This window comes from Planktothrix serta PCC 8927 (assembly GCF_900010725.2).
Classification (GTDB): Bacteria; Cyanobacteriota; Cyanobacteriia; order Cyanobacteriales; family Microcoleaceae; genus Planktothrix; species Planktothrix serta.
Genome location: NZ_LR734879.1, coordinates 222,552 through 242,028 on the forward strand (window position 1 = coordinate 222,552; position 19,477 = coordinate 242,028).

At 39.6% G+C, this 19,477-nt stretch carries 25 protein-coding genes and 1 pseudogene; 8 read left to right on the forward strand and 18 right to left on the reverse strand.

Annotation, left to right across the window (positions count from 1 at the left end; all coding sequences use genetic code 11):
- The first annotated feature begins 55 nt into the window (after positions 1-55).
- The 5 genes from PL8927_RS22125 (at position 56) to PL8927_RS22145 (ending at position 4,855) form a co-directional block, all read left to right on the forward strand.
- Positions 56-907 carry a nuclear transport factor 2 family protein gene (locus PL8927_RS22125; protein ID WP_231506108.1) on the forward strand — a complete coding sequence of 284 codons (852 nt, stop codon included), beginning with the start codon at positions 56-58 and terminating at the stop codon, positions 905-907.
- A gap of 152 nt (positions 908-1,059) precedes the next feature.
- On the forward strand, positions 1,060-2,031 hold the full coding sequence (locus PL8927_RS22130) for an ABC transporter ATP-binding protein (RefSeq protein ID WP_083625619.1): 972 nt from the start codon (positions 1,060-1,062) through the stop codon (positions 2,029-2,031).
- 25 nt (positions 2,032-2,056) lie between these two features.
- On the forward strand, positions 2,057-2,683 hold the full coding sequence (gene darT, locus PL8927_RS22135) for a type II toxin-antitoxin system toxin DNA ADP-ribosyl transferase DarT (RefSeq protein ID WP_083625620.1): 627 nt from the start codon (positions 2,057-2,059) through the stop codon (positions 2,681-2,683).
- A gap of 46 nt (positions 2,684-2,729) precedes the next feature.
- The gene (gene darG / locus PL8927_RS22140) at positions 2,730-3,764 is read left to right on the forward strand and encodes a type II toxin-antitoxin system antitoxin DNA ADP-ribosyl glycohydrolase DarG (protein WP_083625621.1); all 1,035 of its coding nucleotides are present in this window, start codon (positions 2,730-2,732) and stop codon (positions 3,762-3,764) included.
- Positions 3,765-3,841: 77 nt separating this feature from the next.
- The gene (locus tag PL8927_RS22145; RefSeq protein ID WP_083625622.1) at positions 3,842-4,855 is read left to right on the forward strand and encodes an ABC transporter ATP-binding protein; all 1,014 of its coding nucleotides are present in this window, start codon (positions 3,842-3,844) and stop codon (positions 4,853-4,855) included.
- Between the two features lie 165 nt (positions 4,856-5,020).
- On the opposite strand, the gene nifV is transcribed toward PL8927_RS22145, so the two are convergent.
- On the reverse strand, positions 5,021-6,127 hold the full coding sequence (gene nifV / locus PL8927_RS22150; RefSeq protein ID WP_083625623.1) for a homocitrate synthase: 1,107 nt from the start codon (positions 6,125-6,127) through the stop codon (positions 5,021-5,023).
- Positions 6,128-6,473: 346 nt separating this feature from the next.
- Here nifV and hflX point away from each other — a divergent pair, with 346 nt between their 5' ends.
- The gene (gene hflX / locus PL8927_RS22155; RefSeq protein ID WP_083625624.1) at positions 6,474-8,315 is read left to right on the forward strand and encodes a GTPase HflX; all 1,842 of its coding nucleotides are present in this window, start codon (positions 6,474-6,476) and stop codon (positions 8,313-8,315) included.
- A 155-nt stretch (positions 8,316-8,470) separates the two neighbouring features.
- Here hflX and PL8927_RS28900 read toward each other — a convergent pair whose 3' ends face one another.
- The 5 genes from PL8927_RS28900 to PL8927_RS29170 all read right to left on the reverse strand — a co-directional run bounded on the left by PL8927_RS28900 (position 8,471) and on the right by PL8927_RS29170 (position 10,029).
- Positions 8,471-8,602 (reverse strand): hypothetical protein, encoded by a 132-nt coding sequence (locus PL8927_RS28900; protein WP_269322031.1) that lies wholly within the window; start codon positions 8,600-8,602, stop codon positions 8,471-8,473.
- Positions 8,599-8,814, reverse strand: a complete 216-nt coding sequence (locus tag PL8927_RS22160) for a hypothetical protein (RefSeq protein WP_083625625.1) — start codon at positions 8,812-8,814, stop codon at positions 8,599-8,601. The genes PL8927_RS28900 and PL8927_RS22160 overlap by 4 nt, the downstream gene beginning before the upstream one ends.
- Before the next feature lie 234 nt (positions 8,815-9,048).
- Positions 9,049-9,396, reverse strand: coding sequence for a DUF5615 family PIN-like protein (locus tag PL8927_RS22165; RefSeq protein ID WP_231506109.1), 348 nt, complete (start codon positions 9,394-9,396; stop codon positions 9,049-9,051).
- Entirely contained in the window at positions 9,389-9,739 is a 351-nt protein-coding gene (locus PL8927_RS22170; protein ID WP_083625627.1) for a DUF433 domain-containing protein, read from the reverse strand. Before PL8927_RS22170 ends, PL8927_RS22165 begins: the two co-directional genes overlap by 8 nt.
- Before the next feature lie 209 nt (positions 9,740-9,948).
- Positions 9,949-10,029 (reverse strand): hypothetical protein, encoded by an 81-nt coding sequence (locus PL8927_RS29170; protein ID WP_407947429.1) that lies wholly within the window; start codon positions 10,027-10,029, stop codon positions 9,949-9,951.
- A gap of 297 nt (positions 10,030-10,326) precedes the next feature.
- Here PL8927_RS29170 and PL8927_RS22175 point away from each other — a divergent pair, with 297 nt between their 5' ends.
- A complete protein-coding gene (locus PL8927_RS22175; RefSeq protein WP_231506110.1) occupies positions 10,327-10,749 on the forward strand; it encodes a hypothetical protein in 423 nt (140 codons plus the stop codon).
- On the forward strand, positions 10,743-11,216 hold the full coding sequence (locus PL8927_RS22180) for a DUF7689 domain-containing protein (protein ID WP_083625628.1): 474 nt from the start codon (positions 10,743-10,745) through the stop codon (positions 11,214-11,216). The genes PL8927_RS22175 and PL8927_RS22180 overlap by 7 nt, the downstream gene beginning before the upstream one ends.
- An 8-nt stretch (positions 11,217-11,224) precedes the next feature.
- Here PL8927_RS22180 and PL8927_RS28115 read toward each other — a convergent pair whose 3' ends face one another.
- The 12 genes and pseudogenes from PL8927_RS28115 to PL8927_RS22225 form a co-directional block, all read right to left on the reverse strand.
- A complete protein-coding gene (locus PL8927_RS28115) occupies positions 11,225-11,398 on the reverse strand; it encodes a hypothetical protein (protein ID WP_197047513.1) in 174 nt (57 codons plus the stop codon).
- A 32-nt stretch (positions 11,399-11,430) separates the two neighbouring features.
- Positions 11,431-11,781, reverse strand: coding sequence for a type II toxin-antitoxin system HicB family antitoxin (locus PL8927_RS22185; protein WP_083625629.1), 351 nt, complete (start codon positions 11,779-11,781; stop codon positions 11,431-11,433).
- Positions 11,782-11,912: 131 nt separating this feature from the next.
- Entirely contained in the window at positions 11,913-12,305 is a 393-nt protein-coding gene (locus tag PL8927_RS22190) for a hypothetical protein (RefSeq protein ID WP_083625630.1), read from the reverse strand.
- Between the two features lie 12 nt (positions 12,306-12,317).
- A complete protein-coding gene (locus PL8927_RS22195) occupies positions 12,318-12,626 on the reverse strand; it encodes a hypothetical protein (RefSeq protein WP_083625631.1) in 309 nt (102 codons plus the stop codon).
- A 26-nt stretch (positions 12,627-12,652) separates the two neighbouring features.
- Positions 12,653-12,874 carry an NACHT C-terminal alpha/beta 1 domain-containing protein gene (locus PL8927_RS29175; RefSeq protein ID WP_083625632.1) on the reverse strand — a complete coding sequence of 74 codons (222 nt, stop codon included), beginning with the start codon at positions 12,872-12,874 and terminating at the stop codon, positions 12,653-12,655.
- Positions 12,831-13,265 carry a PIN domain-containing protein gene (locus PL8927_RS22200; protein ID WP_083625633.1) on the reverse strand — a complete coding sequence of 145 codons (435 nt, stop codon included), beginning with the start codon at positions 13,263-13,265 and terminating at the stop codon, positions 12,831-12,833. The genes PL8927_RS29175 and PL8927_RS22200 overlap by 44 nt, the downstream gene beginning before the upstream one ends.
- 2 nt (positions 13,266-13,267) lie before the next feature.
- A complete protein-coding gene (locus tag PL8927_RS22205) occupies positions 13,268-13,489 on the reverse strand; it encodes a hypothetical protein (protein ID WP_083625634.1) in 222 nt (73 codons plus the stop codon).
- A gap of 22 nt (positions 13,490-13,511) precedes the next feature.
- Positions 13,512-13,721, reverse strand: a complete 210-nt coding sequence (locus PL8927_RS22210) for a hypothetical protein (RefSeq protein WP_083625635.1) — start codon at positions 13,719-13,721, stop codon at positions 13,512-13,514.
- A 31-nt stretch (positions 13,722-13,752) separates the two neighbouring features.
- A pseudogene (locus PL8927_RS29180) lies at positions 13,753-14,091 on the reverse strand (NACHT C-terminal alpha/beta 1 domain-containing protein); the annotation flags it as partial.
- Positions 14,092-14,106: 15 nt separating this feature from the next.
- The gene (locus PL8927_RS22215; RefSeq protein WP_083625636.1) at positions 14,107-17,760 is read right to left on the reverse strand and encodes a HEAT repeat domain-containing protein; all 3,654 of its coding nucleotides are present in this window, start codon (positions 17,758-17,760) and stop codon (positions 14,107-14,109) included.
- Between the two features lie 3 nt (positions 17,761-17,763).
- Complete coding sequence (locus tag PL8927_RS22220) at positions 17,764-17,916, reverse strand: hypothetical protein (protein WP_156093285.1); 153 nt, start codon at positions 17,914-17,916, stop codon at positions 17,764-17,766.
- 92 nt (positions 17,917-18,008) lie between these two features.
- A complete protein-coding gene (locus PL8927_RS22225) occupies positions 18,009-19,457 on the reverse strand; it encodes a trypsin-like serine protease (protein ID WP_083625637.1) in 1,449 nt (482 codons plus the stop codon).
- Positions 19,458-19,477: the final 20 nt, after the last annotated feature.

Sequence of the window (19,477 nt, forward strand, 5' to 3'; positions counted from 1 at the left end):
GAAAGGGGAAATATAAAGCCTAACTAAAAGTTAGGGGTTTCTACCCATTTTTCCGATGACAAATTTCCCAAAAATTCAACCGCAATCTTTCCAGAAAGGATCTTTTGTCGAGATGCGCCCTAGCTTGTCTCGACGAACAATCCCATTATTTTCTATACTTCTGGGAGTAGTAATGTGGGGAACGGGTGCAGCAATTTCCTTACCTGCTGATGCCGAAACCCCGGAAACAGCCCCTGCCAATATTACCAATCTTTTAACTCAAATTGATGCCGCTGCTAATCGTCAGGATGTCGAAGCCGTCATGGGTTTTTATAGTCCTAATTTTACCAATTCCGATGGCTTGAATCATCAAACCTTAAAAGAAGTTTTAACATCTTTTTGGGATCAATATTCTCAGCTTAATTATCGCACAGAATTACAGTCTTGGCAACAGAATGGGAATACTTTAACCACCACAACGGTAACAGAAATTACAGGAACAAAAACGCTTAAAAATCGAGAATTTAGCTTAACCGCAACCCTCACCTCACAACAACAGATTGAAGCAGACAAAATTGTTCAACAGGAAATTCTAGCGGAAAAAAATCAATTAACATTAGGAAAACAGCCCCCAACGGTGGTTTTTAACGTACCGGAAGCCGTCAAAATCGGTCAGGAATATGCGGTCGATGCCATTGTTCAAGAACCCTTAAATAATGAAATCTTAATTGGAACAGCAATCACACAACCTGTAACCGCAAAAGCCTATACTCAATCTGAACTTTTACAACTCGAATTTTTACCTTCTGGGGGTGTTTTTAAAGTGGGTCAAGCTCCTAATACTTTAGGAGATAATTGGGTTTCTGCTATTTTAATGCGTCAAGGAGGAGTAACGTTAGTCACCCAACGTTTACGAATTGTTAAATAATCAGTTATCAGTTATCAGTTATCAGTTGTAGGGGCGGGTTCATCAAGATTGAGGTGATTAACAAAGATATAAAAGAACCCGCCCGTACCAGTTATCAGTTTATTACCCAATTCGTAATTAGTAATTAGTAATTCGTAATTTCCTAAAACCTTATGGTTCCTTTACTAGAGGTTAAAAATTTAGCCATTCAGTTTTTTACCCTCGATGGGGTTGTTCAGGCGGTGAATGGAATTTCTTATCAGGTGTATCCGGGGGAAACTCTGGGAATTGTTGGAGAGTCGGGGTCAGGAAAAAGTATTAGTGTGTTATCAATTTTAGGATTAATTCCATCACCCCCAGGGAAAGTTACCCAAGGTCAAATCTTATTTGAAGGAAAGAATTTACTCGAATTCAGTTCTCAACAATTACAACAAATCCGGGGTGATGAAATTGCGATGATTTTTCAAGACCCGATGACTTCCCTTAACCCGGTTTTAACGATTGGAAAACAACTAACTGAAGCTCTACAAATTCATTTAAAATTAACTTCTGAACAAGCTCAAAATCGAGCTATTCAACTCTTAAAACAGGTGGGAATTCCCAGTCCTGAAAAACGGTTAAAAAACTATCCCCATGAATTTTCTGGGGGAATGCGTCAACGGGTTATGATTGCAATGGGGTTAGGATGTCAGCCGAAATTATTAATCGCAGATGAACCCACAACAGCATTAGATGTAACGGTACAAGCTCAGGTTGTAGAATTAGTTAAACAACTCAAAAATACACAGGGAATGTCTGTGATTTGGATTACCCATGATTTAGCATTATTAGCAGGATTAGCCGATAGAATTATAGTCATGTATGCGGGGCAAATTGTTGAACAAGCAACGGTGCATCAACTCTATAAAAACCCTCGTCATCCCTATACTATTGGACTATTAGAAAGTTTACCCCGACTGGATCAAATTCGTCAAGAACCGTTAAAAGCTATTGAAGGAACTCCCCCCAATTTAATTGATTATCCCCTGGGATGTCCTTTTGCTCCTCGATGTCGATTTGCGATTGAACATTGTTTTCAAGAAAATCCTATGTTGGAATTGATTGAAACCGAGCATCAAGTCGCTTGTTGGGTGAAACCAACTTAATAATAACTTTATTCCTACTCTAAAAATGTCCATCCTAATTTATCACATTACCCATTTTAACAATCTTAATTCTATTTTAGAAAATGGTGGATTAATGTCTAAAAATCAACAGTTAAAAAACTCTATAAAATATATTAATATTGCTCACGATAGCATCCAAGATAGAAGAAATAGAAAAAATGTTCCTTGCGGAAATTATGGCACATTACATGATTATGTTCCTTTTTATTTTGCTCCTCGTTCTCCCATGCTTTATACGATTCATAAAGGAAATATTCAAGGCTATAAAGATGGACAAAACTCCATCATTCATCTAGTTGTAAAAGTCGATGAAATTATAGAGTCAGAAATTCCCTTTGTATTTACTGATGGTCATGCTATCATGGATTATTCGGATTTTTATACTGATCTTAATGCTTTAGAAATGATTGATTGGGACGTGATGGAGTCAAAGTATTGGTTTGATAGGGATGATGATCCTAATCGCAAATGTCGTAGACAAGCTGAGTTTTTAATTTACCAATTCTGTTCTTGGGGTTTGATCAAAGAAATTGGTGTCATCAACTTGAGTATGCAAAGTCAGGTTCAGAAAATTTTACAAAACTTTGAGCAAAAAACTCCTATTTTTGTGCATCCTCAATGGTATTATTAAGGTATATTGATCAAGAAATCATTGAACAAACACAGCAATTCAAGAAATGATTAAGTTTGAGCAAGGAAACCTTTTGACAGCCAATACTGAAGCCCTAGTTAACACTGTAAATTGTGTTGGTGTCATGGGTAAAGGAATTGCTCTGCAATTTAAACAAGGTTTTCCTGAAAACTTCCTTCACTACAAAAAAGCTTGTAATGCCAAGCAAATTCAACCGGGTCAAATGTTTACCTTTACAACGGGAAATCTATTTAATCCTAAATACATCATCAATTTTCCCACTAAATTGCATTGGCGTGAAAAATCTAAACTAGAATATATCGAAGTAGGATTAAAAGCATTAATAGAAGAAATTAAACAACTTAAAATTCAATCTATTGCGATTCCTCCATTAGGTTGTGGAAACGGAGGATTAAATTGGATAGAGGTTAAACCGCTTATTTTACAGGCATTTGCGGAATTACCAGATGTACAAGTTCTACTGTTTGAACCGATAGGTGCACCTAAAGCCGATCAAATTCAGGTGACAACAGAAACACCTGAAATCACCCGATCTCGTGCTTTGTTTATTCGTCTGTTAGAATTATATGGGATTCCTGGATATCGCTTAACAAAATTAGAAATTCAGAAACTAGCTTATTTTCTACAGGTAGCAGGCGAACCCTTAAAATTGCGTTATAAAAAGCATAAATTTGGCCCTTATGCAGATAATTTAAACCATGTTTTGCAAGTATTAGATGGGCATTTTATCCGAGGTTATGGTGATAGAAGCAAAAACTCCGAGATGTATGTTTTACCAGAAGGTCAAGCCATAGCACAACAATTTTTAGAACAACATCCTGATGCGAATAATCGCCTTGAACGAGTGCATTGTTTAATTGAAGGATTTGAAACTCCCTACGGGTTAGAAATGTTAGCAACGGTTCACTGGGTAACAATAGAAGATCCCCAAGCCGCAGTAGATTGTGAACAGGCGATTAGGAGAGTACAAGAATGGAATGAACGCAAACGTCAAATATTTAAACCTAACCATCTTAGTAAAGCATGGAAACGTTTATATGAACAAAAGTGGTTAAATTGATAGCAAAATCAAGATTTTAGTTAATCTGATCATTGACATAAATATATGGATTTAATAATATTTATTTTGATAAAAATATGCTTCTATCCTCATCACAAAAAGAATCCATTTCTCAAAAAAATACTCCCCTAATTCGGGTGGAAAACTTACAAAAATACTTTCCAGTAATGCAAGGTATTTTGCTACAACGTCAAGTTGCAGCGATTAAAGCCGTTGATGGAGTCACCTTTAATATTCAACGGGGAGAAACCTTAAGTTTAGTGGGGGAGTCGGGTTGTGGGAAAAGTACAACCGGACGAATGATTTTACAACTTTCTCGTCCCACAGGTGGAACAATTTACTTTGAAAATACCGATTTAACCCGTTTAAACGAAAAAGAATTACATCCCTTTCGTCGCCGGATGCAAATGATTTTTCAAGATCCCTATTCTTCTTTAAATCCTCGAATGACCGTTGGTAAAATTATTAGTGAGCCCTTAATTATTCATCAACTAGCCAATGCTAAAATAGCGCAAAATCGAGTTAAAGAATTATTGGGATTAGTGGGATTAAATTCCGATGCAATTAATCGTTATCCCCATGAATTTTCAGGAGGACAACAACAACGAATTGGGATTGCGAGAGCTTTAGCGATGAATCCTGATTTTATTGTTTGTGATGAACCAATTGCGGCGTTGGATGTTTCCATTCAAGCCCAAGTGATTAATTTAATGCAAAACCTACAGCAAAATTTAGGTTTAACCTATCTGTTTATTGCTCATGATTTAAGCGTAGTTCGTCATATTTCTGACCGAGTTGCGGTGATGTATTTGGGCAAAATTGTTGAACTTTCAGATCGTGTTTCTTTGTATGAAAATCCTTTACATCCCTATACTCAAGCCTTATTATCCGCAGTTCCCATTCCTGACCCAGAATTAGAAGCAAAACGACAACGAATTTTATTAACTGGAGAAGTTCCTAGTCCCGTAAACCCGCCAACGGGATGCCGATTTTGTAGTCGTTGTCCCTATGTTTTTGAACAATGTCGGGTTGAAGAACCCCTCTTAAAAGATATCGGTTCAAATCATTCTGTAGCGTGTCATCTTATTTAATTAGGACTTACGCACTCTCCACGAAATTCTGTCATTCTGAGCTTGCGAAGAATCTCAGAGAGGACTGAGATGCTTCACGCTTTGTTCAGCATGACACTTGAGTGCGTAAGTCCTGTTAATATAAGAAAACCCTTTCTACTGCATTGAATAGAAAGGGTGTATTATCTAAGAAACGAGCTTAATCAGTTCTTCATCTGTTAAGTTGCGTTTGAGTTGAGTTGATAACTGGCGAACGGTGTCTAAAATCGGTTGAACTTCCTCTTTTTGTAAGACAATTCCATGTTGTCTTAAAATATTTAATAGGGTATGAGATCCCGAATGTTTTCCAACAACAACCCGATGGGTTAAACCAACATCGGCGGGATCAAAAGGTTCATAGGTTTTAGGATTTTTGAGAACTCCATCCGCATGAGTTCCTGATTCATGGGTAAACACATTTTTTCCCACAATAGCTTTCCAACCCGGAAGAATATTTCCTGATGCCATTTGGACTAATTGAGATAATTGTTGAAAATAGTGGGTTTTAATTCCCACATCAATTCCCTCAATTTGTTTTAAGACCATCACCACTTCTTCTAAAGCGGCATTTCCGGCTCGTTCTCCTAAACCAATAACCGTAGTATTAACGGATAAAGCCCCGGCTTTAATTCCTGCTAAGGCGTTAGCCGTTGCCATGCCTAAATCATCATGGGTGTGCATTTCTATCGGAATGGATAATCCTTGTACCAGTTTATCAACTTTTTTATAAGTTTGAAACGGATCAAGAATTCCGACGGTATCGCAAAAGCGAAAACGACTAGCCCCGCACTCTTCAGAGATTTGTGCCATTTCTAAAAGGAAGTTTTCATCGGCTCGTGAGCTATCTTCCCCCCCCACAGATACCCATAAATCTTGATCTTTAGCAAAAGAAATGGCTGTCTTTAAACGATCTAAAATTTGAGATCGAGATTGATGAAATTTGGCTTCAATCTGAAGATCAGAAGTGGGAATTGAAATGTGAACTCGCTTTAAACCACAGGCCATTGAGGCTCGAATATCCGAGATAACTGCCCGGTTCCATCCTAACAATTGAGCTTTGAGATTTAAAGCAACCATGGCTTGAATTGCCTGGACTTCTTCTCGTCCCATTGCCGGAATTCCGACTTCTAACTCATGAACTCCTATCCGGTCTAAAAGTTGAGCGATCGCCAGTTTTTCCGACCTAGAAAAAGCCACCCCCGCAGCTTGTTCGCCATCTCGCAGGGTTGTATCATTAATCCAAATTAAATTCATATAAAATAAGTGCGTTCATTGAGGTTAAACTAATGTCTATTCAAACAGCCCATCGGGTTTTACCTCTTACCTTTGATTCCTCACCTGTTCTGAGCTAGTCTTGAACGGTCAATCTCTGATCAGGTTTAACTTTTTTCAGGTTAAACTTAATCTGTTTTTCTTAAAATTTCCGGGTTTTCTCCTAACGAATTGATTAAATTATAGCCGCTTATCTGTTAGAAATTTAGCCCCAATCGTTGAGTTATCTCTCAGATAATCAAAAGATTTTAGCTCATTTGACATAAAATAATCCTCAAGAAATTATTAAGTTCTTAACAAGGTATCAAGCTTTACAGTAATACAGTGAATGACTGATCTACCGATAGCCAAAACTCAACACCCGAATCAGAATTCAAGCTATCATGATCTCAAGTCAACCCCGATCATTTATGGAGGGCCAGGGAACTGGCGAAACGTGCCTATCGAAACGATTTATGGTCAACTACAAGGTCTAAAGCCCAGTCAGCTTAAACGGTTGCAAAGCCTGTATCATCAACGATTACCGGGCGATCTGATTACAACCGCAGAATTTGCCCAGCGACTGGCTGCCATTAGCACAGAACTCGATCAACCCCTGTGCGCCTATATCAACCGTCGGGGACAAGTGATTCGCGTGGGAGTTGGAACCCCCCGCCAGACTCAAATTCCCCCCTTAGAACTGCCCCGTTATGGGAATGGACGTCTAAGTGGAATTCGCTGTATTGCCACCCAAACTACCCCCGAACCTCCGAAAGAATCAGCCCTCACTGCAATGGCCATTCAACGGTTAGACGTTCTGGTGGTTCTCACCTTAACCGGAAGCGGGTTTCAACGACGAGGAGGGGGTGAAACGGGCTATGTTAAAGACACCTATCTGGCTCACCTTGTCCCAGAAATGGACACGGCGAGCGATCAACATATTGATAATGGCTTTTCGGCTATTCCCTATTATTTGTCGTTGCCGATGAGTCTGGATGCCCTCTCGCAACAGGACTTTCTGGATTTAGTCACTGGACTAGAGACGGAATTTGAACGGGAATTTGTCGCCCGTGAAGTCGATTCTAGTCAGGATAAAGTGCTGTTAGTGGGGGTGAAAACTGAGAAAATCTCCCCCCAACGGTTTGAAGATGGGTTAACGGAATTGGTGCGTTTAGTCGATACCGCCGGGGGCCAAGTGTTGCAAACCATGAGACAAAAGCGATCGCACCCTCACCCCCAAACCGTTGTCGGCGAGGGAAAAGTCCAAGAAATTGCCCTGGTAGCCCAAACCATCGGGGCCAATTTAATTGTCTTTGACCGGGACTTATCCCCCGCCCAAGTTCGCAACCTGGAAACTCAAATTGGGGTAAGGGTTGTAGACCGAACCGAAGTCATCCTTGATATTTTTGCTCAACGCGCCCAGTCGGGGGCGGGGAAATTACAAGTGGAACTCGCCCAACTGGAATATAGTTTACCCCGATTAACGGGTCGAGGTCGGGCGATGTCTCGGTTAGGGGGCGGCATTGGGACGAGAGGGCCAGGGGAGACGAAATTGGAAACCGAACGACGGGCCATTCAACGGCGCATCGCCCGGTTACAGCAGGAAGTCAATCAACTGCAAGCTCATCGTTCGCGGCTGCGCCAAAATCGTCAAGTGCGAGAGGTGCCCACCTTAGCGTTAGTGGGCTATACCAACGCCGGGAAATCGACGTTATTAAACGTTTTAACCCAGTCGGAAGTCTACACGGCTGACCAACTGTTTGCTACTCTTGACCCCACGACTCGCCGTTTAGAGATTCCTGACACGATAACGGAGGAGCCTTTAAATGTGGTAATTACGGATACGGTGGGATTTATCCATGAATTGCCACCTCCTTTAATTGATGCTTTTCGAGCTACTTTAGAGGAAGTGACGGATGCGGATGCGTTAATTCATTTGGTTGATTTATCCCATCCCGCTTGGGAAAGTCAAATTGAGTCCGTGATGCAGATTTTAAGGGAAATGCCTGTGACTCCTGGCCCTGCTTTATTAGCGTTTAATAAAATCGATCAAACCGATGGGGATAATTTACGATTAGCCCAAGAAAAATATCCGCAAGCGGTTTATATTTCTGCGTCTAAAGCATTAGGATTAGAAACCCTGAGACAACGGATGGCGGCGTTAGTTCATTATGCGGTTTCTAATCGTTAAAAGGCTGTTAGGATAGAAACTAGGTTTCTGAATCAAACTTTCAATGTCAGCCGAAAGATCATTTCAGAAACCGGGTTTCTCATAGAGATCTAGTTTTAGCCAACAATCTCCAAGCAGAAACCCGGTTTCTTTGGTCGTGCGTAAGACCTAATATTCTATAACCCTAAACAATAACGAATTATTGCTTCAATTTCTACCATTTTAGTTTTAGAAATTCGTCCTGCTTGTTCTCTGCCCTGAACCGGATTAAGATTAACAAAATAAATCTCGCCTCTTTGAATGGTCATAAATCAGTTAAACCATCCATTTCAGTGATTTTAAATTCCTGTTCTATTTGCTGAATCTCAGATTGAATAGATGGATCGTTTGCCATCGCTTCTAATTGTGTTGTTAAGTTAGAAACGCTAATTTCTATTTCTTGATCTCCATAAGTAGCTTTTAATCTTTCTAAAAAGCTCTGATCAAGTTCACTAGCTTTTAAACGATAGGTAGTTACCATTTTGATTAATTATTTTTGTTTTGATTTTCGGGCTGACTTCTCCCCCTATTATACCTCATCATCCGCTATTCTCCTTGTATATGATTAAGCTTGATCAATCTCTTCGCGGGTGAGAAACCCATTGACTTTAATCGGATTTTCTGTTAAAATATCGATGATATCTTGGGTTTTAGTATTGAGTTGAGAACTGGCTAAATTATCGAATTTGTTTTTAACACAATTACTCTTACTTGATCAAATTTTGGGTAAATAAACGATCTGATCTTGATACTCATTATCAAAAGAGGCTTCAGCAATAAAAATTAGTTGATTGATATTTTCACCAATACTAAGTTTAGTACCCAAAATAAAAATTCCTGGGACATGACCCCCGCGTTCAATATGTTCCGCCAAGTGAACTGGCATTGATTTACGATTGTTTGTCACTAAAACAAAATTGTGTTCTTCACACCAGCACAAAATCTCTGGGTCTAAAGTGCTTAAAGGAGGTACATTAGGCTCGCCTATTTTCCAGACAACAAAATTAGGATTGCTTTCGATTAATTGTCTTTTATAAATAGGGTCTAAATTTTCATCAAGCAAGTATTTTAGACTTATTGGCTTTCTGTTGAGATTCTAATTCAGCTTTAAGCTTTCTGAGTCGAATAATTCCCGGTGGGGGATTTAGTTCTTGAGCTTTCCATTGTTGGTGACTCCATTCAAGCCAATCAGCTAAATAGGCGCTAATGGCTTCTTTGTTATGCAAATAATAAGTGATAGTGGCATAAATTTGTTCTAAAGTTAAAGAGGGATAAGATTGCAGAATTTGCTCAGGAGTGCGGGCGCGATGGATAAAATCATAAAGGATGGTTTCAATGCCAATCCGCGTCCCTTTTACCCGAATGTCATCTGGGCGTAAAAAGTTGAAGTAATCTTCTAGTTGCATAAGAGCTAACTCCTATTAATTTTTAACAGTCGATCCTGTTTAAGTTAGTTAACAGTTTAATGATAGCATATAATACCAAATCCGGTTAAATATTTCCTTATTGTTTGTTTAATCTCGAAAAGAGTAAATCACGCCAAAAGTCATAAACCGGGTTTCTATCACTATCTAGTTTTTCCCAAAAGTTCCTAACTAGAAAACCGGTTTCTTCCCTAACATTCCTCTAACCAACTTTGAATTACTCCTAACAAATTATCTTGACTGGGAGGAAACCCGCGTAAAGGTGCTTCCAGGGGTGCATCGGTTTATTGAACTCGGAAAGATTGACCAATGGCTTCAAATTGATCTAAATTTTGTTGTGTTAATTTTCGTCTAATTTCCGCTTAACAGATAATTTGCACCCAGAAGTCACACAATCTTGCAAATAAAGATTAATTAGCTCCTGGTAAGATATCCCTTCTTCTTGAGCCATCATTAACAATAAATTACAAGTAATATAGCCTAGTCTGTGAACAGAATATTTAATCCTTGACAAAAATATCTTTCTTGGTTACGATCAAATTTAATACTAATATTTTAATTTATTCCCCATGAAAAAAACAAATTTGCTGCAATTAAAGGAACAAGTTTTGTTAGAGGAAACTGAGCCTTTAGCAATAGAGTACAATGGGCGATTAGTGGGTTATTTTTATCCAGTGAGTGCAATGCCAAGCGCGATCGAGGAAATCGATTTAACTTTTACAAATTTAGTACAACAATGGCGCAATGAAACGATAGGTATTTCCTCCACTACAGATTTAGTTATGCACCCTGCTTACCAACAAATTATTAGGATGGGGCCAGTAGTAATTCCTCTGTTATTAAGGGAAGTCGAAAGAAAATCAGGGCGTTGGTTTTGGGCTCTGTGTGAAATTACTGGAGAAGATCCAGTACCTTTAGAAAAACGGGGTAAAACTAAAGAGATGACTCAGTTTTGGCTAGAGTGGGGGAAAGCAAAAGGTTACAAATGGTAGGAAATAATGCTTGGATACAAAATATTAAAGAATGGATTGAACAAAATCATCCTAATTTAGTGACAACGGGATATCAAATTACTAGCCCAGACACAACTGATTATAATTGTATTGCTTGGGCGGCTGGAAGTACAGAAGAATGGTGGTGGCTAGATGCCAAAGGTCAAGACTACTGGCCAGCGAATATACTGCGAGAGGAATCTCTGACTGCTTTTATTATGGCTTATCAAACTTTAGGGTATGAAGTCTGTGAAAATGCTTTGCTGGAAACTGGTTTTGAAAAGATCGCGATTTATGTTTTAGATGGAAAACCGCAACACGCATCCAGACAACTTCCTAATGGAAACTGGACTAGCAAATTAGGTCAGTATGAGGATATAGAACATAATTCTTTAGAGGGTTTAGAAGGTAGTATATATGGTGCAGTTTCTTGTGTGATGAAAAGGCGTTTGATTGAGCAGGAGTAATAAACGCATCAAAAGCGCGATCGCACTTCCATTGAGTAAGAAACCGGGTTTCTGAGAGATATCTTGTTTTCACCGAAAGTCTGTGAAAAGAAACCCGGTTTCTTTGCCCCACTAGAACTGACAACCTTGTTTCCTTGGAGTAGATGGGAAACATGATCGGTATCAAGTATCCAAATTGTCATTATTTCTCCGATTATTAGCTCTATAGCTAAATTTATGCAATTTCATCATCGTTAGCTAAACGCTCTTTTCTCAGACTTTCTGCAATCTCAGAAAAGTCGGGATCGTCCTGAAAAATTCCGGCAAATTTTACCCAAGGATTTTCCGGTTGTTTAGGGGCTTGCCATTCAATTTCTACTGGAATAATCTCTAGTTTTTCCAAACGATTATGTAAGAGGTCATTCAATTTTTCGATAGCTTCTTCTTGTGTTGAAGCTTCTACTTGGCAGTTAGGGAGTTCCAGAAAAGATGCGCTTATTTTTGTTTCATTAGAGCGATCGATCAAAATATGAAACTTCAGGGGAACTGACTGAGATATTTTTTCTGTTGATACTTTACTAATCATAAAGTCTTTATTAATTGATGGAGATGAATGGGATAGAATAATTTTAACGCATTTCCTCTAACCAACTTTGCATCGCTCCTAACAAATTATCCTGACTGGGGGGAAAACTGCGTAAAGGTGCTTCCAGGGGTTCATCTCATCAAAGTTGAGTCTATATTGATTTGCCAATTTTCATCAATAAATTGCAGATTTTCATCATAAATAAGCGTCAGTTCACCAAGATTTTTGGATTCATTATGATTAGATGAATTTTCAGCAAAACTAGGGTTAACTTTAAGGCAAAACTTGAGTTTAAGCCAGCGTTTTTGACCTGTGAAACCAATAGCACTACTGACTAATTCAGAAGACAGGGAATGCGGTAAAATAATCTCTTCATAAAATTCATCTTGTTCATCCCAGTATCCAGATATTTTATAATCGCATAATTCCAAATGTTCTCTGACAAGTGCGTTAGCATTTAGATTTTCTAATACTTCTGTTAAATCTTGCCAAACTGGATGATTTTTAAATTCAAGTATTGTCATAACTTTCTGTAATTAATGTTCTGTTACCAAACCCGGAAAATGTAATACTCCATTAATGATTCTTGCATGAAATCGCCTATCTCCTCCTTTCCCTAACACTTTTGATTTAAAATCAAACCCTTCAATTTCTGAAGGAACCAGACCAATATTCCCGCGAGGGGAAACAATTCCTTTTTCAATGGCTTTTAAATGTTTATGATTTTGGTCATATTTTATCCCCAGTTGGATTTGCTCTTTGCTAAAAGACACTAACTGACCGTTAGTTGTTTGATATATTATATTAGGCTGAATTTCTGCCCAGCTATTGGGTAGATGTTCCATTCAATTTTTACTAAAATTATTCAATTTTATTCTATCATTTCCCCTAACCAACTTTGAATTACTCCTAACAAATTATCCTGACTGGGGGGAAACCCGCGCAAAGGTGCTTCGAGGGGTTCATCGGTTATCCAGAGGATGTGTAAACCCAGGTTAGTATCGGCAATTTTGCCACAGCAGGTGAGGAGTGGGGGATGAGGTTTACAGTCATAATTTAAACGGATTAATAATATTGAGTTGTCCAGAAACAATTAACCCATCCTGCATATCTTCAGAATACAGAGTATCTGCACCACCCGATAAAGCACTGGCAACAATCAAACTATCCCAAAACGAGAAATTATATTGAGTGCGTAAATCAGAAGCTATAACAATAATATTGCGATCAATATCCATGACAATACAACCCTGATAAAATTCTTCAATAATCTGTCTAATTTTAATTTCACTAAGTTTGGCTTTTTTGCATAAAACAGCACAAACTTCATTAATCACTTGGGTACTAATCAAAATGTTTTTTTGATTAGTCAAATTGATAGCAATGTTATGCTTTTTAATTTCTTCAGAACGATCGCTATCTGGATCTATCAAAAATTGATATAACCATATATTAGAATCACAAAAACTCAGAGGATTTGGCATAACTAGAGTTGATGTATGTCATCTTTGGTTAATTTACGCACACCCGGAACGGAAATTGGATTTTGCGTTAATTCGGCAATGATTCCCGTTTGAGAAATTCTTTTAGGTTGTTTGAGGATAATCACTGTCACCTCGTTTTCTTCTCTTAAATCCTGTTGATATTCTTCTGGTATCTCGATGATACCTTGTTGGATTTTTGCTTTAAATTCAACGGAATTAGCCATCTTGTATTCTCCTTGTCTATGATTAAGCTTGATCAATCTGTTCGCGGGTGAGAAAACCATTGACTTTAATCGGCTTTTCTGTTAAAGTATCAATGATATCTGGGTTTTTCATATTGACTTGGGAACTGGCTAAATGATCGAGTTCGTTTTTAGCTTGAAACCCCTCGATAATGGCTTGGATTTGGGTAATCTGTTCTGGGTTTAACCCACTAATATTAATAGTTTTGCTCATCGTTGATGTGGATGAATAGGATAGGGTAATTTTAACACATTTCCTCAATCCAACTTTGCATCGCCCCTAACAAATTATCCTGACTGGGGGGAAACCCGCGTAAAGGTGCTTCGAGGGGTTCATCGGTTATCCAGAGGATGTGTAAACCCAGTTTAGTATCGGCAATTTTGCGACAGCAGGTGAGGAGTGGGGGATGAGGTTTACAGTTATGGAAAATTAGGGCTAGGTGGCGTTTTTGCAGTTGTTTTTTGAGGCTGAGAATCTGTTGTTTGAGTTGGGCAAAGTTGCTGACAGTGGGGATGTCTGTATCGGGGAGTGCGAGGGAGTAAATTAGGGTGCAAAGTTCTTGACAAATAGCGCTGGTGTCTGTTTCATCTGCTAAGGATTAAAATCTTGGGCGGTTTAAGTATTGCCATAGCTTTTGCAAGACATTGTTGGTTTTTTGATTATATGCGGTATAAAATTCTGGGTAGGTGAGGTTTTGGGCGCATTGCCAAATAAGTTGGTAGCATTGTTCGTAAAGGTCAAATTTATTTTGGTAAATATTTTTATTTAGATTATGCTTGAGTACAGCAACTAGCCGACAATATTGCTCGTCAGTCACAATGATTTTCCCCAATATATAGGCAACAATTCTTCTAGTATTTTCATCCGAAGTTTTATCTAGCAGTTGGAGTAAACGGAAAATCGCTTCCTCATTTCCCACTGCTATTTTACCTAAACTATTGGCAATAACCCTCCGGGTAGATTCAGCAGAAGTTTCACCAAGCAGTTGGATTAAGCATTTAATCGCTCCTTCATGTCCTGCTTCTATTCGACCTAAAATATCGGCAACCATTCTCTGGATTAATTCGTCTGAATTTTGATCTATGAGTTGGATTAAGCGGTCGATTACTCCTTCAGTACCGATTTCTATTCTATTTAAAATATCAGCAGCAGTCGCACGAGTCAATTTATTATTTTCATCTAGTAGTTGAATTAATCGGTCAATTGCTCCCTTATTTCCCTTTGCTGTTTTACTAAATAGATCGCTAACCCTTCTCTGACTAGATTGATCTAATATTGGGGATTTTGAAGAATATAATTGATCCACCTGCTTATCATTATGAGAAGTTTTATTAAACAGTTGGCTTAACTGGGCGATCACACCTTCATTTCCCACTGCTATTTCTCCCAAAATATCGGCAACACGACTACGGGTGTTATCATCAGAAGTTTCAGCAAGTAGTTGGCTTAACCGGGCGATCGCTCCTTCATTTCCCACTGCTATTTCTCCCAAAATATTAGCAACACGACTGCGGGTGTCATCATCAGAAGTTTCAGCAAGCAGTTGACTTAACCGGGCGATCGCTCCTTCATTTCCCACTGCTATTTTTACCAAATTATCGGCAACACGACTATATTCAGGAGAAGTGTCAGCAAGCAGTTGGTTTAACCGGGCGCTCGCCCACTCATTTCCCACTGCTATTTCTCCCAAAATATCGGCAACACGACTATGGGTATATTCATGAGAAGTTTCAGCAAGCAGTTGGCTTAAATGAGCGATTGCCCCCTCATTTGCCCCCGCGATTTTACCCAAATTATCGGCAGCACTCCTGCGGGTAGATTCATCAGAAGTTTCATCAAGTATGCGGATTAAATGATTGATTGCCCTTGAGCTATCAGTTTCTACTAATACTGCGTTTGCTCCTGCTTTAATTGAATACAGATAACTAACGCAACTTTTAAAAATTTGACTAACAATTTCATCAGCCAAACGACTATCTTTAAACTCAGGAACTATAGCCCCCGCGAGAAAATAAGCCCGATATTCATAGAAACCTCTATCCACTTTCGGATAATTCCAACTACCACAACCATCATCAAAATTTACCAACTTCTCAATAAACGCCTCTTTTTTCTCCTTTTGCACATCCTCCCGCCCAAACCACAGCAAAATCACCTCTTTCCACTGCTTCTCAAAAATCCGATAAGTCCCCAAACTTGGATTATCCGGTACATGATGCAAAAAATAACCCCAATCATCTACCGCCAACGCTGCAAAATACTCCTGAAACGTGGGATGATAAAACGCATAAACCCGCTCATCGGGATTTTCCACCGCCACCCCTACCAAATTCAACCAACCCAAATCTAAAGCCAACTTACACAACGGCTCATCAGTTTCCCCCAAAACCTCCGTTACCAAACCTTCCCTTAACCGAAACCGAGACTCAGATTGCTCCATCCCCCGCAGCGCCAACCTTCCCAACGCCGCATTCAACTCCTTTCGCTGCTTGGATTTCGTAGGAAAAGCCTCCTGCTTCCACTCATACAGCGCCTCGGCAAACTGCCTATAAAGCCCCGCCTTGGTTTCCGGTAAACCCCCCTGACGAATTTGCCAAGCACGACACAACAGCGCCAACCGCAGGGGATTTCGCACCGTATCCCGAATCCGCTCTTTTCCGTCTTTGGCTAATTCTGCCAGCAACCGCTCCCCTAACTCTGGGTGACGCGCAAACCAGCGATGAATAAATTGCCCCACCCCCTCCGGGTAGTCAAAATCGAGATTGCGATAAACATCAAACCCTTCCAGGGCATTTTTCCCCGCATCCCACACATTCTGGCGACAAGTCACCACCACTCGCGCTGAAGCAACCCAACCGCTAATCTGATTCGCCACCGTCGCTAGGGGGTTGCTACTCCCCATTTCATCCACCCCATCCAGCAACAGCCACACTCGCCCACTCTTAAACAGCAACGCCAGTGCATCTTCCATTTCCGGCGTTACCCGCACCGCCCCCAGAGCATCCTTGAGCCACTTTTGCAGTAGGTACTCCTCAACATTTCGCCTCTGCAAATCTGCCAAAGACACCCAAATTGCCACATCCCGCTCTGTCTCTGCTGCTACCCATTGGGCTATTTTCTGTAAAAGCGTGGTTTTCCCCGCCCCCGGTTCCCCCGTCACCGCTAACCTGCGCCCTTGACTTTTCGGACTTTGCCCCTGTTTCAGCACTTGGGCGAAAAACTCATCATTTTTATAAGTGCGGGTGACTTCTTCATACTCCTTTTCTGGCTGATAAAATTGGGAACCTTCCTCTGGCGAAACCTCCCCAGGGCGTTTTTCTTTCTTTACCTTTTCTACTAATCCCAGAGGCACATAAATATCATCAAGAGTATGCTCTACCCCATCGCCCGTAGTGAGGGGATTAGTGGTGAGTTTTTGTCTTTCTGCTAAGGCGTTTTGAGAGACTTCGCGCCAATTAATCGGCACATTTTTGGGTGCTTGACTCTCACTCGCACCCAATTTTTGCCAAAAATTAATCGCTTCTCCCAGTAAATTCGAGCGAAATCGCTGCTCAAATGTCTTTAATTTTGGATCTTTTTGCCTCTCATCATTAATAAAAGCATTCAAATTTGTGCTATTAATCCAGTCCCCCCGCTCATCTTGATGAGGATTGAGTCCCCGTAACAGCAACCTTGTCAACAAACCATGATCTTCCACCGCCACCGCCTCCTGAAATTGGCGACAAGCGGCAACCAACCAACGACTTACTTCTGGCCGATTTTGATTTGTGGTATATGCCTGATCAAAATTCTCATTAGTAAATGCTCCACTATGGCAACAGTCTAACCAAACAATTTGATTTCTTACTTGACTCTTGATTAATTCATCTCGCAACCAATCAAAAGGAATGGCAAACTCTCCACTGGGCTCGACATCACTAGGGCATAAATATCCCTTAAGTTCATTTTGTGCTGAGGTTTGTAGCAAGCCATGTCCGGCAAAAAATAGCAATGCTGTATCGGGATAATTATTATTAGCAGGATTGAATAGTTTAGAGATTTCCTCTTGGAGAATTTCCCCTTTCACCAAACCTTTTTCCTCCACCTTAATCGCCCCATCTTGGCAGATTTCTGGAAGCACTTTCACAGAATCAAATTGCCCGTAATCTCTGAGTACACGGGCAATTTCCTCCGCATCTTTTGAGGCTAGTGTTAAATTTTGTTCAGTAAAAGGATAGCGATTAATCCCCACCACCAAAGCCTGCCTGGTCATCCATCATTCCTCAATATGACTAGAGTTATGTCTGAGATTGCTAAATTCATTATACTCCAACCGCCACTGATCAGATAATTCGGGTAGTTGGTGTTGAGGAGGTAGTTTACCATCAAGGGATGTGTGGGAGCGATCGCCGTTTTCGGATATCTGCAAATTGACAATTGAGATAGGAGAAACCGGGTTTCTTCACAAAACTTTTTATTTTTACCGAGAGATGATATTAGAAACCCGATTTCTGGGGAAAATTAAACCGCAATAAAACGGCCTTGCAATTGTTCAGGAGAAACGTTAGAAACTACACCTAAAATTTGATTTGATCCCGTAACCCGAATCAGCGTTTCCGGTAAATAGGAATAGGAATTTGTTGATAATTCTAAGGTTAAATTTGCTTCTGTTAAACCTTCTGTTAAGCCAATTTGATCAATACCGGGTTCAAAATCTTCAATAATATCTGCTAACAATTCATCTGAATTAGAGGTACTTAAGGAAAGAATAAATAGATCTGAACCTGTTCCTCCGGTTAAATAGTCGTTCCCTAAATCTCCAGTTAATGTATCATTTCCTTCTTCTCCATAAAGATAATCAAAATCTTGACCTCCGGCTAAAAAATCATTCCCAAAACCCCCAAAAAGGATATCAAACTCTAAATTTCCATAAAGATTATCATTTCCCTCATCTCCATAGAGATCATCACCACCTTTTCCCCCAAATAGATTATCATCTCCCCCCAAACCATTGAGAGTATCATCCCCTTCATACCCATAGAGAAAATCATTATCGATTGTACCAATAATATCATCATTTCCGCTATAAATAGAAGGATTAATTGTTTGATTAATCCAATCTGCATAGACCGAAACTCTGGTATCAGAAGCATATTCACCAAAGCTATCATCTAAGGTATTAGTAACATCAATACCCGGTGTTCCTGAAGTAAAACCTGTGGAAGTCAAACCCGCAATTTTGCCATTAATAAAGGCTGGCCCCCCCGAATCCCCAGGACTAATATTGACTTCTGATAATCCTAATCCTAAATCATTAATACCAAATTCTCGTCCAAAGGCATCATTTTCGGGTAAACCATTATCAAAATCATAAACTAATTGTTTACCGGGTTGATTATTATAATAATAAGGGTAGCTATTAAATAATTCCCCAAAAGCATCATAACGATTTTGCCCCATTCTTTTTGTCGAAACAATATCAGCATACTCCTGTTCTCCTGAATTTCCAGTAGCAGCAAACCCATAGCCTACTTTTTGAATAATTTGCCCCAGTTCATCCGAACCCGTATAAATATCATAGCGATTGGCGGCTTCTGGTGCAGGTTGAGAGAGTTCTAAAATTGCAATATCATTGTTATAATTAAAATCAGAAGTCCAATCAGGATGAATATAAATTTGAGAAACAGGAATTGCAATTTGACCCGATGGTAAATCAAAATAAATGGTATAGTCTGAAGGAGAAAAATAATCAGGTTGTGCCAATTCATTCGTTACACAATGAGCAACGGTTAAAATATGACGTCCGGTTGTTAATAATGATCCTGTACAACTACCCCCATCAAGTCCTTGAATTTTAACAACACCATCTAACCCCATTCCGGGTTGTACTAAATAAGTCAAATCGTTGGGATTAGAGGTCGGAACAGAAATGCGAGGTTGGGGTGCAATTATGGGCAAAGAAGTTGACATTTTGTTTAACTTAAATCAGG

What these genes read in the sequence shown, in the direction of transcription:
- PL8927_RS22125 (WP_231506108.1), top strand. Translation starts at nt 56, where the DNA reads ATGACAAATTTCCCAAAAATTCAACCGCAATCTTTCCAGAAAGGATCT.
- PL8927_RS22130 (WP_083625619.1), top strand. Translation starts at nt 1,060, where the DNA reads ATGGTTCCTTTACTAGAGGTTAAAAATTTAGCCATTCAGTTTTTTACC.
- darT (WP_083625620.1), top strand. Translation starts at nt 2,057, where the DNA reads ATGTCCATCCTAATTTATCACATTACCCATTTTAACAATCTTAATTCT.
- darG (WP_083625621.1), top strand. Translation starts at nt 2,730, where the DNA reads ATGATTAAGTTTGAGCAAGGAAACCTTTTGACAGCCAATACTGAAGCC.
- PL8927_RS22145 (WP_083625622.1), top strand. Translation starts at nt 3,842, where the DNA reads ATGCTTCTATCCTCATCACAAAAAGAATCCATTTCTCAAAAAAATACT.
- nifV (WP_083625623.1), bottom strand. Translation starts at nt 6,127, where the DNA reads ATGAATTTAATTTGGATTAATGATACAACCCTGCGAGATGGCGAACAA.
- hflX (WP_083625624.1), top strand. Translation starts at nt 6,474, where the DNA reads ATGACTGATCTACCGATAGCCAAAACTCAACACCCGAATCAGAATTCA.
- PL8927_RS28900 (WP_269322031.1), bottom strand. Translation starts at nt 8,602, where the DNA reads ATGACCATTCAAAGAGGCGAGATTTATTTTGTTAATCTTAATCCGGTT.
- PL8927_RS22160 (WP_083625625.1), bottom strand. Translation starts at nt 8,814, where the DNA reads ATGGTAACTACCTATCGTTTAAAAGCTAGTGAACTTGATCAGAGCTTT.
- PL8927_RS22170 (WP_083625627.1), bottom strand. Translation starts at nt 9,739, where the DNA reads ATGCAACTAGAAGATTACTTCAACTTTTTACGCCCAGATGACATTCGG.
- PL8927_RS22175 (WP_231506110.1), top strand. Translation starts at nt 10,327, where the DNA reads ATGAAAAAAACAAATTTGCTGCAATTAAAGGAACAAGTTTTGTTAGAG.
- PL8927_RS22180 (WP_083625628.1), top strand. Translation starts at nt 10,743, where the DNA reads ATGGTAGGAAATAATGCTTGGATACAAAATATTAAAGAATGGATTGAA.
- PL8927_RS28115 (WP_197047513.1), bottom strand. Translation starts at nt 11,398, where the DNA reads ATGACAATTTGGATACTTGATACCGATCATGTTTCCCATCTACTCCAA.
- PL8927_RS22185 (WP_083625629.1), bottom strand. Translation starts at nt 11,781, where the DNA reads ATGATTAGTAAAGTATCAACAGAAAAAATATCTCAGTCAGTTCCCCTG.
- PL8927_RS22190 (WP_083625630.1), bottom strand. Translation starts at nt 12,305, where the DNA reads ATGACAATACTTGAATTTAAAAATCATCCAGTTTGGCAAGATTTAACA.
- PL8927_RS22195 (WP_083625631.1), bottom strand. Translation starts at nt 12,626, where the DNA reads ATGGAACATCTACCCAATAGCTGGGCAGAAATTCAGCCTAATATAATA.
- PL8927_RS22200 (WP_083625633.1), bottom strand. Translation starts at nt 13,265, where the DNA reads ATGCCAAATCCTCTGAGTTTTTGTGATTCTAATATATGGTTATATCAA.
- PL8927_RS22205 (WP_083625634.1), bottom strand. Translation starts at nt 13,489, where the DNA reads ATGGCTAATTCCGTTGAATTTAAAGCAAAAATCCAACAAGGTATCATC.
- PL8927_RS22210 (WP_083625635.1), bottom strand. Translation starts at nt 13,721, where the DNA reads ATGAGCAAAACTATTAATATTAGTGGGTTAAACCCAGAACAGATTACC.
- PL8927_RS22215 (WP_083625636.1), bottom strand. Translation starts at nt 17,760, where the DNA reads ATGACCAGGCAGGCTTTGGTGGTGGGGATTAATCGCTATCCTTTTACT.
- PL8927_RS22225 (WP_083625637.1), bottom strand. Translation starts at nt 19,457, where the DNA reads ATGTCAACTTCTTTGCCCATAATTGCACCCCAACCTCGCATTTCTGTT.